This window comes from Chitinophaga varians (assembly GCF_014529945.1).
In the GTDB taxonomy this organism is placed as follows: Bacteria; Bacteroidota; Bacteroidia; order Chitinophagales; family Chitinophagaceae; genus Chitinophaga; species Chitinophaga varians.
The window spans coordinates 114,118-129,874 of the sequence record NZ_JACVFB010000006.1; the positions used below are offsets into that span (position 1 = coordinate 114,118).

General features: G+C 49.8%; 16 protein-coding genes. 12 read left to right on the top strand and 4 right to left on the bottom strand.

Features of this window, described 5'->3' with window-relative positions:
* Positions 1-12: 12 nt before the first annotated feature.
* Entirely contained in the window at positions 13-987 is a 975-nt protein-coding gene (locus ICL55_RS26875; RefSeq protein ID WP_188103414.1) for a ribonucleoside-diphosphate reductase small subunit, read from the bottom strand.
* 439 nt (positions 988-1,426) lie between these two features.
* Between ICL55_RS26875 and ICL55_RS26880 the strand changes: the two genes are divergently transcribed.
* Together ICL55_RS26880 and ICL55_RS26885 are read left to right on the top strand one after the other, a co-directional pair.
* A complete protein-coding gene (locus ICL55_RS26880) occupies positions 1,427-2,068 on the top strand; it encodes an ABC transporter ATP-binding protein (RefSeq protein WP_188103417.1) in 642 nt (213 codons plus the stop codon).
* Between the two features lies 1 nt (position 2,069).
* A complete protein-coding gene (locus ICL55_RS26885; protein ID WP_188103419.1) occupies positions 2,070-3,191 on the top strand; it encodes a hypothetical protein in 1,122 nt (373 codons plus the stop codon).
* A gap of 480 nt (positions 3,192-3,671) precedes the next feature.
* Here the strand turns inward: ICL55_RS26885 and ICL55_RS26890 are convergent, their stop codons facing one another.
* Together ICL55_RS26890 and ICL55_RS26895 are read right to left on the bottom strand one after the other, a co-directional pair.
* The gene (locus ICL55_RS26890; RefSeq protein ID WP_188103422.1) at positions 3,672-4,241 is read right to left on the bottom strand and encodes an NADPH-dependent FMN reductase; all 570 of its coding nucleotides are present in this window, start codon (positions 4,239-4,241) and stop codon (positions 3,672-3,674) included.
* Positions 4,242-4,257: 16 nt separating this feature from the next.
* On the bottom strand, positions 4,258-5,811 hold the full coding sequence (locus ICL55_RS26895) for a hypothetical protein (RefSeq protein ID WP_168869649.1): 1,554 nt from the start codon (positions 5,809-5,811) through the stop codon (positions 4,258-4,260).
* Between the two features lie 154 nt (positions 5,812-5,965).
* Here ICL55_RS26895 and leuC point away from each other — a divergent pair, with 154 nt between their 5' ends.
* From leuC to ICL55_RS26930, 7 genes are all read left to right on the top strand, one after another.
* Entirely contained in the window at positions 5,966-7,363 is a 1,398-nt protein-coding gene (gene leuC / locus ICL55_RS26900; RefSeq protein ID WP_188103424.1) for a 3-isopropylmalate dehydratase large subunit, read from the top strand.
* 32 nt (positions 7,364-7,395) lie between these two features.
* Positions 7,396-8,145, top strand: a complete 750-nt coding sequence (locus ICL55_RS26905) for a methyltransferase domain-containing protein (protein WP_188103427.1) — start codon at positions 7,396-7,398, stop codon at positions 8,143-8,145.
* A gap of 12 nt (positions 8,146-8,157) precedes the next feature.
* Positions 8,158-8,757, top strand: coding sequence for a 3-isopropylmalate dehydratase small subunit (gene leuD, locus ICL55_RS26910; protein WP_188103429.1), 600 nt, complete (start codon positions 8,158-8,160; stop codon positions 8,755-8,757).
* A gap of 37 nt (positions 8,758-8,794) precedes the next feature.
* Positions 8,795-9,874: a 3-isopropylmalate dehydrogenase gene (leuB, locus tag ICL55_RS26915; RefSeq protein WP_188103431.1), complete on the top strand. Its 1,080-nt coding sequence runs from the start codon at positions 8,795-8,797 to the stop codon at positions 9,872-9,874.
* A 27-nt stretch (positions 9,875-9,901) separates the two neighbouring features.
* Positions 9,902-11,407: a 2-isopropylmalate synthase gene (locus ICL55_RS26920; protein ID WP_188103434.1), complete on the top strand. Its 1,506-nt coding sequence runs from the start codon at positions 9,902-9,904 to the stop codon at positions 11,405-11,407.
* Positions 11,408-11,529: 122 nt separating this feature from the next.
* The gene (locus ICL55_RS26925) at positions 11,530-11,892 is read left to right on the top strand and encodes a hypothetical protein (protein ID WP_188103436.1); all 363 of its coding nucleotides are present in this window, start codon (positions 11,530-11,532) and stop codon (positions 11,890-11,892) included.
* 128 nt (positions 11,893-12,020) lie between these two features.
* A complete protein-coding gene (locus ICL55_RS26930; RefSeq protein ID WP_188103438.1) occupies positions 12,021-12,377 on the top strand; it encodes a hypothetical protein in 357 nt (118 codons plus the stop codon).
* A 52-nt stretch (positions 12,378-12,429) separates the two neighbouring features.
* Here ICL55_RS26930 and ICL55_RS26935 read toward each other — a convergent pair whose 3' ends face one another.
* Complete coding sequence (locus ICL55_RS26935) at positions 12,430-13,116, bottom strand: M15 family metallopeptidase (protein ID WP_188103440.1); 687 nt, start codon at positions 13,114-13,116, stop codon at positions 12,430-12,432.
* A 145-nt stretch (positions 13,117-13,261) separates the two neighbouring features.
* Here ICL55_RS26935 and ICL55_RS26940 point away from each other — a divergent pair, with 145 nt between their 5' ends.
* The 3 genes from ICL55_RS26940 (at position 13,262) to ICL55_RS26950 (ending at position 15,751) form a co-directional block, all read left to right on the top strand.
* Complete coding sequence (locus ICL55_RS26940; RefSeq protein WP_223151619.1) at positions 13,262-14,044, top strand: SDR family NAD(P)-dependent oxidoreductase; 783 nt, start codon at positions 13,262-13,264, stop codon at positions 14,042-14,044.
* Positions 14,045-14,119: 75 nt separating this feature from the next.
* Entirely contained in the window at positions 14,120-14,875 is a 756-nt protein-coding gene (locus tag ICL55_RS26945) for a hypothetical protein (RefSeq protein ID WP_188103443.1), read from the top strand.
* Between the two features lie 24 nt (positions 14,876-14,899).
* Positions 14,900-15,751: a fumarylacetoacetate hydrolase family protein gene (locus ICL55_RS26950; RefSeq protein WP_188103446.1), complete on the top strand. Its 852-nt coding sequence runs from the start codon at positions 14,900-14,902 to the stop codon at positions 15,749-15,751.
* Positions 15,752-15,757: the final 6 nt, after the last annotated feature.

Consider the following 15,757-nt stretch of genomic DNA (forward strand, 5'->3'; position numbering starts at 1 on the left):
CAAATGAATAAATTAAAAGTCTTCTTCCAGGCTGAAGGTCTGCGCTTCTTTGCTGCCGCCCATTACGCCTGACTTCTGATAGTCACCCACACGTTTCTCAAAGAAATTGGTCTTGCCCTGCAATGAAATCATTTCCATGAAGTCAAAAGGATTGGACGCGTTGTATATTTTGCTGTAGCCCAGCTCGGACAGCCATCTGTCGGCTACAAACTCGATGTATTGAGACATCAGGTCTGAGTTCATGCCGATCAGGGCTACCGGTAAGGCTTCTGTAATGAATTCTTTTTCATAGCTCACCGCATCACGGATGATGGTGTGTACTTGTTCTTCGCTGAGTTTATTTTCCAGCATGCTGTACAGCAGGCAGGCAAACTCGCAATGCAGTCCTTCGTCACGGCTGATCAGCTCATTGGAGAAAGTCAGTCCGGGCATCAGGCCTCTTTTCTTCAGCCAGAAGATAGAGCAGAAGCTGCCGCTGAAGAAAATACCTTCTACGGCTGCAAAGGCTACCAGACGCTCTGCGAAAGTGCCGTTCTCGATCCAGCGCAGCGCCCACTCTGCCTTTTTCTTCACCGCAGGCACGGTGTCGATGGCGTGGAACAGCCGGTCTTTTTCTACGGCGTCTTTAATATAGGTGTCGATCAGCAACGCATATGTCTCGGAGTGGATATTTTCCATCATGATCTGGAAACCGTAAAAACAACGGGCTTCCGGGATCTGTACTTCACTCATGAAGTTTACGGCCAGGTTCTCGTTCACGATACCATCACTGGCGGCAAAAAAAGCAAGTACGTGGGATATAAAGTGGCGCTCGCCATCATTCATGCTGGCCCAATCTTTCATGTCTGCACTCAGGTCTATCTCCTCGGCCGTCCAAAAACTCGCTTCGTGTTTCTTATACTGCTCCCAGATCCTGGGATATTTGATCGGTAATAAGACAAAACGGTCCTTGTTCTCTTTTAAAAGAATTTCATTCTCGTTACTCATAATAATATTTTTTATATCGGGTCGCGGTTCTCGGTTTTTCCTAAATGGGGTTGGTATACTGAAAAATTCGCATATCTCACATGTACCACCTGCCTGTTTCCAGCATCTATATCCTAAAACTGATTACGTCCGGGATTACAAATGTAAGGAACCACTTCAGCGAGGGGAGTTTTAGTTTTCAACAGGTGTGGAAAAACAATGTGAACATTGTTGGAATGCAGTGCCGGCACATGTTTCACGGGGTTGTGGATAACGCTGGGTATAACATTTTTTTTGCATGAAAAAAGCATGACATTTTGGGGAGATAAATACCCAAACCGGCTAAAAGTATGATGATCAGCGTAAAAAAAGCCGCTGGCAAATTTTTGTTAAATTGAATACCGGAATATATTATTATATGGATTAATTTTTCATATTTACGACTGATCAACTTATACGTATGCCCGAACCGGTTATTGCCCTTCATGCTGTCAAAAAAAATTACCAGGATGTGCCTATACTGGACATCCCCCATCTGGAGCTGCCAGCCGGCATATACTGGCTACAGGGCGAAAATGGCGCGGGTAAAACCACCTGCATGAAAGTAATGGCCGGCCTCATACCCTTCAGAGGGGAAATCCGGCTTCGCGGGGAAGTCAGCAGCAAAGACCATCCGGTGGCCTTCCGCCGCCTGATCAACTACGCCGAGGCGGAACCGTTCTACCCCGCCTTCCTCACCGGCCGCGATCTGCTCGAACTCTATCTCGGCACCAAAGGGGGCGACCGCCACCTGATCGGCGAAATAGCGGAAAGAATGGGTGTGCATATCTTTGTGAATAACCCGGTGAGCACCTATTCCAGCGGCATGCTCAAAAAATTGTCGCTGCTGCTGGCCTTTACCGGCAACCCGGCGGTGATCCTGCTCGATGAACCCCTCATCACCATCGACACCCGCACCCTGGCCATCATGTACGATCTGGTCCGCACCCGCCATGCCGATGGCGTTACTTTCCTTATCACCTCCCACCAACCGCTCGACCCGGAAGAGGTCACCATCACGGGCACCCTGCGGATCGCGGATAAAAATATTACGCTCAATTAACATGCGTTCAGTTACGGCCATCCTGCAAAAAATATTCACCACCCAGTTTTATATACAGAACACGGGCTTCTTCCTCGTATTGTTCTACCTCCTGTTCGGCGTGGTAGACAGCAGCAGCCTTGTCAACTATCACAAAGGACTCATGATAGGCTTCCTCGAAGGCCCCTCGTTCCTGCTGATCGTCTTAGCGCTATGGGCGCTGTACTGCCTCAAGTGCGTAGGCTTCGTGATGAAAGTGATGCAAAGCCAGGGCTACGAGTTCCTCTACCCGACCATGGGCAGCATGGACAAAAACAGGCGGCTCCGCGAATGGCTGCTGGTCCACAATACTATCTACCTGCCGGTATGGATCTACTCAGGAATAGCCATGGTAGTAGGTTTTCGCTATCACTACTACGGATCGTCCCTCATCATCCTGCTGTTTAATGCGGTCATGGCCCTTTGGCCGCTGGCGCTGTACGACAGAAAACTGTTCCAGCCGGATACTTTCTTCTTTACAGGGTATCTGCAACGCTGGATCAACCGCCGCTTTACCAAACCACCAGTGCTGTATTTTCTGTATGAACTGTTTACACAGTTTCCCCGCCGCATCCTGACGGCCAAACTGGTATCGGCCCTGATGTTATGGCTCACCTTTTTCCTCATGCAACAGGGCGATTACTTCGAGCTGCGCGGTCTTCAGCTGGGCGTCATGTTAAGTGTGTTGCTGCACCTGCAGCTGCTCACACATCACCGCGCCTTCGATGATACCTGGCTCAATTTCATGGAAAATCTGCCTATCAGCACCTTCCGCCACTATACCCGCATGGCGGCTGTTTACCTCATCATGTGGATACCGGAAATGGTGATGATCACAGTCAACGCCTATACGAAAACATCAGCGCTGTCATTGCTCATGGTCTTCTGCCTGGCGCTGTCCCTGTTGATGTTCTTCCGCGCTCTCCTGTATTTTCCGAAGATGAATAACGAACTGCACGTGCGGTATGTGCTACTCACCTGTTTTGTCGTGCTGTTTATGGTGCTGGGGCATGATGAATGGCTCGCTATCCTGCTGCTACAGGCGCTTTCAGCGATTATCTTCTTTAGGAAATACCGGCAATACGAACCTTATATTGAATCGTAAATAAAAGGAGCGTCGGCAAACAATTCAAATCAATTCATATTTGCATTCACCCGGCGCCATATTCCCAACATTTTCATCATCGCCATATTTCCCATTCCCCATTCCCAGGGCTGAAGCCCTGGGCTATGATGTTATTCAGATTCTTTTATGGCTGCTTATAATAGTAACTGGTTGGATGTAGTGATGCAGAAATAGTCAACGGAGTATGTCTATTTATGGCAGCATTATTTTAAATGAATGGGGCCGACCAATTGGCCAGCCCGATTCATTTAAAATCTAAAATGTTTATGGTAGGTGCTCATTTACGCACATCCGGATAATGTTCAATTCATGTAGGATTTATCTCTCATTGTCGCCAAACAGCCTTTAACCTGTAGCTAAGGAACGAAGCTGAATGAGGACCTGAAGAACATCGTAGCCCTGGACGTGAGCCCTGGGAACCCCGGATGCACGAATCCCCGAATGCACGAACGCGTTGATTTATTTTCCCTCACGAGGAAAACGATCGCTCAGCGCGGCCAGTGATTCCAGCATCAGCGGTAATTGTTTACGGATAAATTCGTCTGTCAGATTGCCGGTTTCGTCAAACTTATGCTGTGCATTGGCAATCATGATTTCCGGTTTGTTCACCACATGGGCATTGAGGAACACCATCACCTGCCGCAGATGGTACTGCATACGTGCAGTGCCTACGTTGCCCTGACTGGCGCCCAGAATAGCTACGGCCTTCTCGTTGAACGGTTTGTCGGGGTGTCTGGAAAGCACGTCTATCACGTTTTTCAGCCCCCCGGGAACAGAGTAGTTGTATTCCGGTGAAACAAAAATAACGCCGTCGGAGGCTTGTATTTTCTCCGCAATAGGTACTACCTGCTCCAGCAACTCCGTATGTACGTCGGCGTTATACATGGGAACGTGGTCGTAAAAAACCTGCTCAATAGTGATGTGTGATGGTGCCAGCATTTGCATGGCTTTGAGCGCCATCTCGTTGTAGGACCCTTTTCTGAGGCTGCCACAGAAGGCAATAAAATGATACTTTTTTTCGACAGACATTGGACTGTTTTAATGATTAAATTCTTCTTTCTTTATTGATGAACTTCCGGTGAATGACTTCCTGCACAGGGATGTTCTCGATCTTGCTTTCCAGCCACGAGATGATGTCCAGATACAGGAACGACCGGCGTTCGTAAGGATCTTCAGAGATCTGTTCCAGCCTGTCTTTCAGGTCCACAAAGGCGCTGCGCAGCTCTTTGGGATTGGCGTAAATATAACGGCGCAGGAACTTCATGATCGCTTCCATCACCAGTCCAAGGTCTTTGTGTTTGGAGATGAAGTGGTAAACGGATTTGATCAGATATTCTACGAGACTGTAATTCTCCAGTTCGTAGTGCGCGATAAGATGCAGTATACGGGCAAAACACTGAATATCGGCGCGCAGGTTGCCGATCTTCAGGTTGATGATTTTGTTGAGATAAAAAATAGCTTTGCTGTTATCACCGCTACCGAAATACAGGCAGGCGATCTTATAGTAAAACACCAACACCCGGTGCTGATCTATTTTCAGCGTGTGGTTGCTGATCTCTGACTCCAGCTCTGGTACCATGGCCAAACCCTGGCTGAAAGTGCCTTCCAGGAAGTAACGGTTGATTTTGGCGGTGTACAGGTATACAAATGCTGAGGTGCGCGTATTCTCATGAAAACTCTCTTCATTGGCCCGGATAAACGTTTCCAGGTCACACAAGGCAGACTTGAACTTCTCAAAATTGGACGTATAGAAGTGGGCGGTCAGCAGGTTATGCTGTGCTTTGATGTACAGGTCCATGTCGGTCTGCTGCAACCTGGGGTACTGTTTAAACAGGTCTACCCATTTCTGCGTATACCGGTAATACATCACAAAGTCCTGCAGGATATAGTAGTACCAGCAGGAGGCCTGGTACAGGTATATTTTCTCATAGAAGCTCATCTGCGAAGCGTCGCGCTGCGGCAGCTGGCCTTCAAAGAATGATTTCACCATGTCGGCGTCCCGCTCGTTGCGGGCATGCCCCAGTTTCAGGTATAGACCGTACATGCGGAGGGAGAGCGTGCTCAGTCGACTGATATGCGTGAGCTGATGCTCTATCTGGCGGGACTCGGAACTGAGGGCTTCTGCCCGGTTTTCGAGGCTTCTGGTGATATGCCGGGATTCAATCAGCTTCTCAAACTCCACAATCTCGTAGCTCATCATCACTTCTTCCTGCTCCAGTGCCATGGTTTTGGCTTTGGCCAGTACTTTGAGGCTCTGGTTGTACAGTCCTTTATTATAGAGCACCCGGGCATGGTCCAGCTGTTCCCGCAGGTCTATCAGCGGGTCTTTCTGTTTATACAGCTGTCGCAGGCTCGAGAGCAGGTGCTTATACAGGTGTGCCTTTACATTGGATAACTGCTGCTTCTTCAGGTCCGGCACTTTCTTCAATATCTGCTCCTCGTCGTAGTCCTTCATTTTGTCCAACGTATTGAACAGCTGAATGAACAATACGTCGTCTTTGGTATTATTCTTATTAAATGCCAGCTGAAAATTCCGCTTTTCGGCTTTAGTTAGCGTTTTTATTAATATGAATAAAGCATCACTTTGGCTGTTGGGCATCGTTAATAAATTCTTATAAGTAATTGATATACAATTTGTTGATGTATATCAACCTATTTTAAAAGTTGTAATTATAGCAAATTTAGCGATATGGCAATTAAATATTGCCCATTAGATTTGAAGGTATAAACAATTTAAAAGGAAAGCATTAAGGATGGGAAAAACGTTATTTGATAAGATCTGGGACAGCCATATCGTGATGAGTAAGCCGGAACATCCGGACGCGGTGTATATCAACACGCACTTTATCCATGAAGTAACCAGTCCCCAGGCATTCGACGGCCTTCGCAAACGCGGCATCCCGGTATTCCGCCCGCAGAAGACCAGGGCTACCGCCGACCACAACGTACCTACGCTGGACCAGCACCTGCCGATCAAGGAGGCCCGGAGCCGCCATCAGGTAGAGATGCTCACCAAAAACACAGCGGAATTCGGGGTGGAGCTGTACGGCCTCGGTCATCCCTACCAGGGCATCGTACACGTTATCGGCCCTGAACTGGGCATCACCCTGCCAGGCATGACCATCGTGTGCGGCGACAGCCATACCAGCACCCACGGTGCCTTCGGCGCCGTAGCCTTCGGTATCGGCACCTCCGAAGTGGAACAGGTACTGGCCACCCAGTGTATCCTGCAATACAAACCTAAACGCATGAAAATAGAGGTGAACGGTACCCTGAAAAAAGGAGTGCTGTCTAAAGATATCATCCTCTATATCATCTCTAAAATATCCGCTTCCGGCGCTACCGGCTATTTCGTGGAATATGCCGGCGACGCTATCCGCAACCTCAGCATGGAAGCCCGTATGACCATCTGTAATATGAGCATCGAAATGGGCGCCCGCGGCGGCCTCATTGCTCCGGATGAGACCACGTTCAGCTATATTAAAGGACGCCAGTTCGCTCCACAGGGCGCCGACTGGGACAAAGCGCTCGCTTATTGGAAAACACTCTTCTCCGACAACGACGCCCGGTTTGATAAAGTACTCACCTTCGACGCCGCTGATATCGAACCACAAATTACCTACGGCACCAATCCCGGTATGGGCATGGGCGTTACCCAGCATATCCCGGCACTGGACCAGGTGGAAGAGAAAGAAAGACCATCTTTCAAAAAATCACTGGAATACATGGACCTCGAACCAGGCAGCGCGCTGCTCGGCAAAAAAATCGACTATGTGTTCATCGGTAGCTGTACCAACTCCCGTATCGAAGACCTCCGCCTGGTGGCCGATTATGTAAAAGGCAAACGCAAAGCCGACGATGTGGTGGTATGGATCGTGCCCGGCTCCAAACAGGTGGAAGCACAGGCCATAGAAGAAGGTATCGATAAAGTGTTTGCAGAAGCCGGTTTCCAGCTCCGCGAACCAGGATGCTCCGCCTGCCTCGCCATGAACGAAGACAAAGTGCCAGCTGGCATGTACTGCATCTCTACGTCCAACCGCAACTTTGAAGGTCGCCAGGGCCCTAACGCCCGCACCTTCCTGGCCAGCCCGCTTACCGCAGCTGCCGCAGCCCTCACCGGCCGGGTGACCGATGTAAGAGACAATTTCTAAATATCGAAATTCCAAAATATCAAAATTCGAAAATGATCTGGGACGCCGACTTATATAAAACAAAACACGCCTTCGTGTTTGAATATGGCAACAGCCTGATCGGTGACTGGTTGCAACCACAGACCGGGGAAACCATCCTCGATCTGGGCTGCGGCACCGGAGAACTCACTGCTCAACTGGCAGCTACCGGCGCCCACGTTACCGGTCTCGATGCTTCGCCAGAGATGATAGCCACCGCAAGGCGGTCATTTCCGGAAGTGACCTTTGAAGTAGGCGACGCCACCAGCTTCACGCTGCCGCAACAGTTCGATGCCATCTTCTCCAACGCTACCCTGCACTGGGTACGGGAAAAAGAAAAAGCCATCAGCCGGATGCACGCACAGCTGAAGAAAGGCGGCCGCCTCATCATCGAAATGGGCGGTAAAGGAAATGTGGACAGCATCCTGCGTACGCTCGACAGGGTAATGCAGGCCAAAGGTTATCACTATGTGCCCTTCTGGTATTTCCCTTCTCCGGGTGAATATGCCACCCTGCTGGAAAACGCCGGCTTCCGGGTGGAAAGGGTCCATTTCTTTGACCGCCCTACTCAACTGGCCGATGCAGCCAATGGTATCATCGACTGGCTGGAGATGTTCGGCAGCCACTTTTTTGCGAACGTCCCGGAAAATGACAAACAGGCTATCCTGCAACAGGTGCAGCAGGAGCTGGCCCCGCAGGTGACCCGCGACGGACAGCTCTATGCAGACTATGTGAGACTGCGTGTAGCCGCCATAAAAATCTAAACAGACATTATTATGAGTAAAATATTTCAACATCTTGTTTCCGCTGCGGTACCTGTACCCATTGAAAATATTGATACCGACCAGATCATCCCGGCACGCTTCCTGAAAGCTACCACCCGGGAAGGTTTTGGCGAAAACCTGTTCCGCGACTGGCGCTTCGATGCCAATAATCAGCCTAAAGCTGATTTTGCGCTCAACAATCCTCTGTACAGCGGTAAAATTCTGGTGGCAGGTAAGAACTTCGGCTGCGGCTCTTCCCGTGAGCACGCCGCATGGGCCATCGCCGATTACGGTTTTAAAGTGGTAGTGAGCAGCTTCTTCGCGGATATCTTCAAGAACAATGCGCTCAACAACTTCATCCTGCCGGTACAGGTCAGCGAAACCTTCCTCGACCAGGTTTTCAAAGCCATCGAAGCAGATCCGAAAGCAGAGATAGAGGTAGACCTGGAAAACCAGTTTATCCGTATTGTAGCCACCGGTGAACAGGAAAATTTCGATATCAATGCTTACAAAAAAACATGTCTGCGTAATGGTTACGATGATATCGACTACCTCCTGAGCCTCCGTCAGGACATCGAAAAATACGAAGGCACCAGAGCATTCAACTTCTAACAATCACTAAAACAACAACATAAAAGCAACATCCTGTATGGGCGTAGAGAAGAAAATATTGGTAATACCCGGCGACGGCATAGGCCAGGAAGTAACCACCTGGGGACAGAAAGTACTGACTGCCATCGCTGCTAACTATCACCACACGTTTACGTTTGAAGAAGGTATCATGGGCCACGTGGCCATCGAAGCCACCGGCGACCCGCTGCCTGAAGAAACGCTGCAGAAGGCTAAAAGCAGCGATGCTATCCTGTTTGGCGCCATCGGCCACGCGAAATATGACAACGATCCCACGCTGAAGGTAAGACCGGAACAAGGCCTGCTGAAGATCCGCAAGGAACTGGGCCTGTACGCTAACCTACGCCCTATCAAGCTGTTCGACGAACTGCTGGAAGCTTCCAGCATCAAACCGGAAATACTCCGCGGCTCCGACATCCTCTTCTTCCGCGAACTCACCGGCGACGTGTATTTCGGCGAAAAGAAAAGAACAGAAGACCGCAACACCGCTTCCGATCTGATGATCTATCATCGTTATGAAGTGGAACGCATCGCCCGTAAAGCTTATGAGGCTGCCCGCACCCGCCGCAAAAAACTCTGCTCTGTAGACAAAGCCAACGTACTGGAGGCCAGCCGTCTGTGGAGAGAAGTGATGCAGGAAGTGGCCAAAGAATATCCCGACGTGGAAACAGAACATATGTTCATCGACAACGCTGCCATGCAGCTGATCAAAGACCCGAAACGTTTTGACGTAGTGGTAACAGGTAACCTCTTCGGTGATATCCTGACCGACGAGGCCTCCCAGATCGCTGGCTCTATGGGTATGCTGGCTTCTGCATCCGTAGGAGATACCGTAGGATTCTACGAGCCTATCCACGGTTCTGCACATGATATCGCCGGTAAAGGCATCGCCAATCCGCTGGCATCCATCCTGTCTGCTGCCCTCATGCTCGACATTTCCTTCGGCCTTAAAACCGAATCACAGCGCGTGATCAAAGCGGTGGAAGCAACGCTCCGCCAGGGCTACAGAACAATGGATATCGCCAACAAACACACCGAGAACGAATTCATCATGGGCACAGACGCCATGGGCGCTAAAGTCCTGGAAAACCTGAACTAATTTCTTCATCGAAAATATTACACTATCATGGATAAAAATCGTGTATACGTCTTTGATACCACCCTGCGTGATGGCGAACAGGTTCCTGGTTGCCAGCTGACTACCGTCGAAAAAATTATTGTAGCGAAAAAACTGGAAGCACTGGGTGTAGATATCATCGAAGCCGGCTTCCCTATCTCCAGCCCCGGCGATTTCCAGAGCGTGGTGGAAATATCCAAAGCGGTTACTGAACCCGTTATCTGCGCTCTCACCCGTGCTAACACCACCGATATCGACGCGGCAGCAGAAGCGCTCCGCTATGCTAAACGCAAGCGTATCCATACCGGTATCGGCTCTTCAGATATCCACATCAAACATAAATTCAACAGCACCCGCGAACAGATTGTGGAACGCGCGGTAGCTGCCGTGAAATACGCCCGCAAATTCACCGATGACGTGGAATTTTTTGCGGAAGACGCAGGTCGCGCTGACAACGCCTTCCTCGCACAGATGATCGAAGCGGTGATCGCTGCCGGCGCCACTACCGTGAACATCCCCGACACCAACGGCTACTGCCTGCCCGACCAGTACGGCGCTAAAATCAAATACCTGACAGAACACGTCTCCAATATTGATAAAGCCATTATCTCCGTTCACTGCCACAACGATCTCGGTCTGGCTACTGCCAACACCATCGCCGGCGTAATGAACGGCGCCCGCCAGGTGGAATGTACGATCAACGGTATCGGCGAACGCGCCGGTAACACCTCCCTCGAAGAAGTGGCCATGATCCTGAAAACACACCACGGACTGGGATATCATACCAATATCAACTCTAAAGGCATCTACGAAATCAGCACGCTGGTAGAGAAAATGATGCGCATGCCGGTACAGGCCAACAAAGCCATCGTAGGCCGCAACGCCTTCGCACACAGCTCCGGTATCCACCAGGATGGTGTGCTGAAACATCGTGAGAACTACGAAATCCTCAATCCGGAAGACGTAGGCATCAACTCCAACGCCATTATCCTCACCGCCCGCAGCGGTCGCCATGCCCTCAAACACCACCTCGAGCGCCTGGGCTACAAAATGGATAAGATCAACCTCGACGAAGTGTACCAACGTTTCCTCGAAATGGCAGACAACAAAAAAGAAATCAACGACGCTGACCTGCTGCAGCTGATGGGCGATGGTGATAGCAAAAACTATGGTGACAAAGCCATTAAAGTAACCTTGTTACAGGTGGTATGCGGTGATCCGCTGCGCCCGATGGCTACCGTGAAACTGCGCATCAACGGCGAAGACCGGGAAGCCAGTGCAGCCGGTAACGGTCCTGTAAACGCTACCATCAACGCTATCCACGCTATCATCAAAGATGATATCGAACTGGATGAATTCAGCATTCAGGCGATGCATGGCGGCAGTGAAGATGTCAGCAAAGTAAATATGCGCGTAAAACACAACGGCCAGTCGTTCTATGGTTTCGGTTACTCTACCGATATCGTGAATGCCTCTGTTCACGCCTATGTAGACGCGCTCAACAAGATATACTAACTATTGCCAACAGAACGTACAACGGAGTTGCGGTGAATAACCGGCAACTCCGTTTTTTGTGTAGCATGGTTTTTGTTGACTGCGTTCACACGAATCAACTAGAGTCATTTAAACTACACAGTATGAAATTTAACCATGTCTTGTTGGGCATTGTATGCCTTGCTGCCGCTGCGTGCCACAAAACTACCTGCACATCGGAGAATTATCCTCCCATAAAAGCGTCCCGCGTAGAAGGGACTGCTGACAGTATCCGGTTTAACCTGAGTTATTATACCTCCCGTTGTGAGCGTTTTTCCGGGTTTAAAGAATTTGATTCCGCCGGTGTTCATGTGGTGTACATCAAAAGTTTCTTCGAGTCATGCGATTGTACAGACACGCTTCAAAGAACAGAACGGCCATTTGCCGTTAAAACACCGGGCCCCGGCACCTACTACTACAAATGGGGGCCATTTAATGGCGCTATTGACACCGTCGTGATACATTAATAAGCGATATTCAACAGGAAAAACGGCGTTGCAGTAACTGACTGCAACGCCGTTTTTTTGAAATATCTGTAACCTGGTAGCATAGGGGGCGTTTTATCTGTGACCCAAATCTAAAAATCCCCTTGTTTATGAAATGTATTCCTATCTTTTGTTGTTTGCTACTGACGATCGCGGGGTGCAAAAAGAAGACCTGCGGCACAGATGCTCCAACCTTAAAAGCCACACGGATGGCGGGTACTACGGACAGCATCCGGTATAACCTGTACTATATTTCCGGTTCGTGTTACATTTATAAAGGGCTTCAGGAACGGGATTCCGCCAATGTTCATATGATCAGCGTACCGGAAGCCAAAACGGATTGTGAATGCGTTGGCACGGCTTTGCAGCGCCATGTGGCCTACGCGTTCAAAACACCAGCCCCCGGCGCCTATTACTACAAATGGAATAACACCAGCGACCGCATAGATACCGTGATCATACCATGAACTACTGGCTTATAACGCATAAACACCCTGGACCACATCGTAGCCCAGGGCTTCAGCCCTGGGGCGACAAAATATCCATCAGCGGATATTTTTTATAATCAGGGAGATAAAAATGCCACCACTCGGTGCTGGACCCTTTAAAACCGTGTTGTTTCATCGTCTCACGCAGCAGTTTGCGGTTAGCCGTTACCGTTGGGTCGGAAGGGACATAGTTCTCATGCGCTTTTTTAGTGAAGTCGTCAAAGTCGGTAGGCATCGCTACGGGTTTTCCGGTTTTAAGGTCTGCCATGGACAGGTCTACGGCTACGCCCCGGTTATGCCCGGACCCTTTGCGTGGATCGGCGGCATACAGGTCGTTGGGCACAATCCTGAACATCGCTTCAGTAACACGGTAAGGACGGTAAGCATCGTATATCAGCAGGGTATAGCCTTTTTTGTTCAGCGCTGCCTGTACGGCTTTCAGCTTCTCGGCGGCAGGCCGGCGCAGGTAGATCTTCGTGTTGGTATAGAGTTGTTGATGGGTGAAGTTGTTGGTGGTGGCGTATCGCACGTCCTTACGGATATGCGGGATAAAAGTCTCCAGGTCCACCAGCTGCTGGCTGCTGTCCTTTTTTACCAGTTGGGTATATTGCGCATGGGTACCCAATACCAGCAGGCCGTATTTATTGGGTTTGATCTGCTGGGCGCCGGCCTGATGTAAAAGGCTTCCCAGCAGTGCTGTCAAGATCAGTTTTCTCATGGTCTCAAATGATAAAAAGTCGTTCATTTGCTCCGGAAATTATTGAATTTTGCGAAAATTAGGCAAGAAAGTATGAAATACAGTGAAAATACAATTGCAAACCGCTTGGTAAAATAGGTATTTTAGAACCCTTAAATTTTTTAATATGGAGCTGTTCAGATTAGATCACAAAGTGGCGGTTATCACCGGTGGTGGTAGCGGCATAGGACAGGCGATCGCAAAATGCTTTGGCGCCCAGGGTGCAAGGGTGCATATTATTGAACTGAATGAAGAAGGGGGCCGGAGCACGGCAGAAGAAATCAGGGCGGCAGGCGGACAGGCGGAAGTACATGCCTGCAACGTGGCCGACCAGGCAGCGGTGATCAACGTGATGGACAGCATTGTGCAGCAGGCCGGTAAACTGGACATCCTGGTAAACTGCGCCGGCATTGCACATGTCGGCAATCTGGAAAATACCGGTGAGCAGGATTTCGACCGGGTGTACCAGGTAAATGTGAAAGGCACCTATAACTGCATGTATGCGGTGATCAAACAAATGAAAACACAGGGCGGCGGCGTGATACTCAATATCGCTTCCATCGCTTCCAGCGTGGGCATCCCCGACAGATTCGCCTACTCTATGAGCAAAGGCGCGGTACTCACCATGACGCTGTCTGCTGCCAAAGATTACCTCGGTAGCAACATCCGTTGCAACTGCATCTCTCCGGCAAGGGTACACACCCCATTCGTGGACGGGTTCCTCGCTAAAAACTATCCCGGCAAAGAAGCGGAAATGTTCGATAAACTGAGCAAAACGCAGCCGATAGGCCGTATGGCGAAGCCGGTGGAAGTTGGTCACCTGGCCCTTTACCTCTGCTCCGATGAGGCTGGTTTCATTACCGGATGCGACTACCCGATTGATGGCGGTTTTATCAGGTTAAATAATTAATAGATTGAATGTGATGAATCTAGCTGAAGGTTATTATCTTTCAATCTATTCATTCATCAATCATTAATAACGATTATGCAACATTTTCGTGTATGGCTGGCAGGGCTGGCAGTAGTAGCCTTTACCGCCTGTAATTCGGGAACCGGAAAAAAGAATAACGGCGCCGATACGGCTGCAGCACTGGTACCTGCTACTCCTGCAGGCGCTGTGGAAGTAGCTATCACAGGCAGAGATAAAGACACCCAGCAGATCACCATTAAGTTTCAGATAAAAGATCTGAAAAAAGAAAAATCATTTGAACAGACCGTCCTGAAAGATGCACCCGATGCGGAACTGTTTAAAGTCTTGTGGGACGAGCCTAACAGCGCCTACATCGGCGTACTGAAGGCGAATCATGCTGTAAGGTATTACCATGCCAGCCAGGATGATAAAGGAGACCTGAAAATACTGTGGGCCACTGCTCCGCCGAAACGTATCTGGGAATACATGGAAAACACCATGGGCCTGGGTAAAGTGTCCGCTTCTGCGGAGCTGACCAAAAAGTACAGCAAAAACATGCAGTCAGGTATGATCATCGCCGATTTCGTGGCGGAAATCAGACCGGACAACAGTCCCGACAGCGTGGAACTGTATGTGGAATTCGGCGGCGTACGCAAAAGCATGTACATCGGCATCCCCACGGGTTATCAGCCAACCATCCAGCAAACATCCGATGCTGACCATGTATACTTCTCACTGGTGAAAGATGGCAAGGCAGAACCCTTCATCGACCTGAAGGTGGAAAACGGTCGCTTACAGGTGAAAACACTGAAAGAAATCAAGAAAGACTAAAGGATAACAATTAAAAATATTGAAATGAAACTGATCAGGTTTGGTTTACCGGGACAAGAAAAGCCGGGCATTGTTACAGCAGCAGGCATGTTTGACGTCAGCGCTTTTGGAGAAGATTTTGGAGAACAATTTCTGGCTACCAACGGCCTGGAACGCCTGTCCCAATGGTGGGAACAGCACGGCGCTTCCTGCCCGCAGGTACCTGCCGGCACCCGTCTGGGCGCACCGCTGCAACGGCCGTCCAAAATCGTGTGCATCGGTCTGAACTACGCTGACCACGCCCGCGAAACCAATGCTCCGATCCCGACAGAACCAATCGTGTTCTTCAAAAGCACTACGGCACTGGTAGGTCCGAACGATGACCTGGTGATTCCACGTAACAGCGAAAAAACCGACTGGGAAGTGGAACTGGCCGTGGTAATCGGTAAAAAAGCCTCCTATGTGGAAGAAAAAGACGCACTGGACTACGTGGCCGGTTATTGCCTGCACAACGACTACAGCGAGCGCGCCTTCCAGCTGGAAAGAAATGGTCAATGGGTAAAAGGAAAAAGCTGCGACACCTTCGCGCCGATGGGCCCGTGGCTGGCTACCAAAGATGAAATCAAAGACGTCAACAATCTGCGTTTATGGCTCACCGTTAACGGGCAGAAAATGCAGGACGGCAACACGTCCAACTTCATCTTCAACGTGCAGTACATTGTTTCCTACCTGAGCCAGTTCATGACACTGCTCCCGGGTGATGTGATCTCTACCGGTACACCGGCAGGCGTAGGCCTCGGCATGAACCCGCAGGTTTACCTGAAAGCAGGTGACGTGGTAGAACTGGGCATCGATGGCCTGGGAACTTCCAAACAATCAGTAGTAGCCTATAAATAACCGCCT

Bases quoted from the DNA above. Each gene is read 5' to 3' on its own strand.
- ICL55_RS26930 (WP_188103438.1), top strand. From the start codon at position 12,021: ATGAAATGTATTCCTATCTTTTGTTGTTTGCTACTGACGATCGCGGGG.
- ICL55_RS26945 (WP_188103443.1), top strand. From the start codon at position 14,120: ATGCAACATTTTCGTGTATGGCTGGCAGGGCTGGCAGTAGTAGCCTTT.
- ICL55_RS26880 (WP_188103417.1), top strand. From the start codon at position 1,427: ATGCCCGAACCGGTTATTGCCCTTCATGCTGTCAAAAAAAATTACCAG.
- leuD (WP_188103429.1), top strand. From the start codon at position 8,158: ATGAGTAAAATATTTCAACATCTTGTTTCCGCTGCGGTACCTGTACCC.
- ICL55_RS26885 (WP_188103419.1), top strand. From the start codon at position 2,070: ATGCGTTCAGTTACGGCCATCCTGCAAAAAATATTCACCACCCAGTTT.
- ICL55_RS26905 (WP_188103427.1), top strand. From the start codon at position 7,396: ATGATCTGGGACGCCGACTTATATAAAACAAAACACGCCTTCGTGTTT.
- ICL55_RS26875 (WP_188103414.1), bottom strand. From the start codon at position 987: ATGAGTAACGAGAATGAAATTCTTTTAAAAGAGAACAAGGACCGTTTT.
- ICL55_RS26950 (WP_188103446.1), top strand. From the start codon at position 14,900: ATGAAACTGATCAGGTTTGGTTTACCGGGACAAGAAAAGCCGGGCATT.
- ICL55_RS26935 (WP_188103440.1), bottom strand. From the start codon at position 13,116: ATGAGAAAACTGATCTTGACAGCACTGCTGGGAAGCCTTTTACATCAG.
- ICL55_RS26920 (WP_188103434.1), top strand. From the start codon at position 9,902: ATGGATAAAAATCGTGTATACGTCTTTGATACCACCCTGCGTGATGGC.
- ICL55_RS26890 (WP_188103422.1), bottom strand. From the start codon at position 4,241: ATGTCTGTCGAAAAAAAGTATCATTTTATTGCCTTCTGTGGCAGCCTC.
- ICL55_RS26925 (WP_188103436.1), top strand. From the start codon at position 11,530: ATGAAATTTAACCATGTCTTGTTGGGCATTGTATGCCTTGCTGCCGCT.
- ICL55_RS26895 (WP_168869649.1), bottom strand. From the start codon at position 5,811: ATGCCCAACAGCCAAAGTGATGCTTTATTCATATTAATAAAAACGCTA.
- leuC (WP_188103424.1), top strand. From the start codon at position 5,966: ATGGGAAAAACGTTATTTGATAAGATCTGGGACAGCCATATCGTGATG.
- ICL55_RS26940 (WP_223151619.1), top strand. From the start codon at position 13,262: ATGGAGCTGTTCAGATTAGATCACAAAGTGGCGGTTATCACCGGTGGT.
- leuB (WP_188103431.1), top strand. From the start codon at position 8,795: ATGGGCGTAGAGAAGAAAATATTGGTAATACCCGGCGACGGCATAGGC.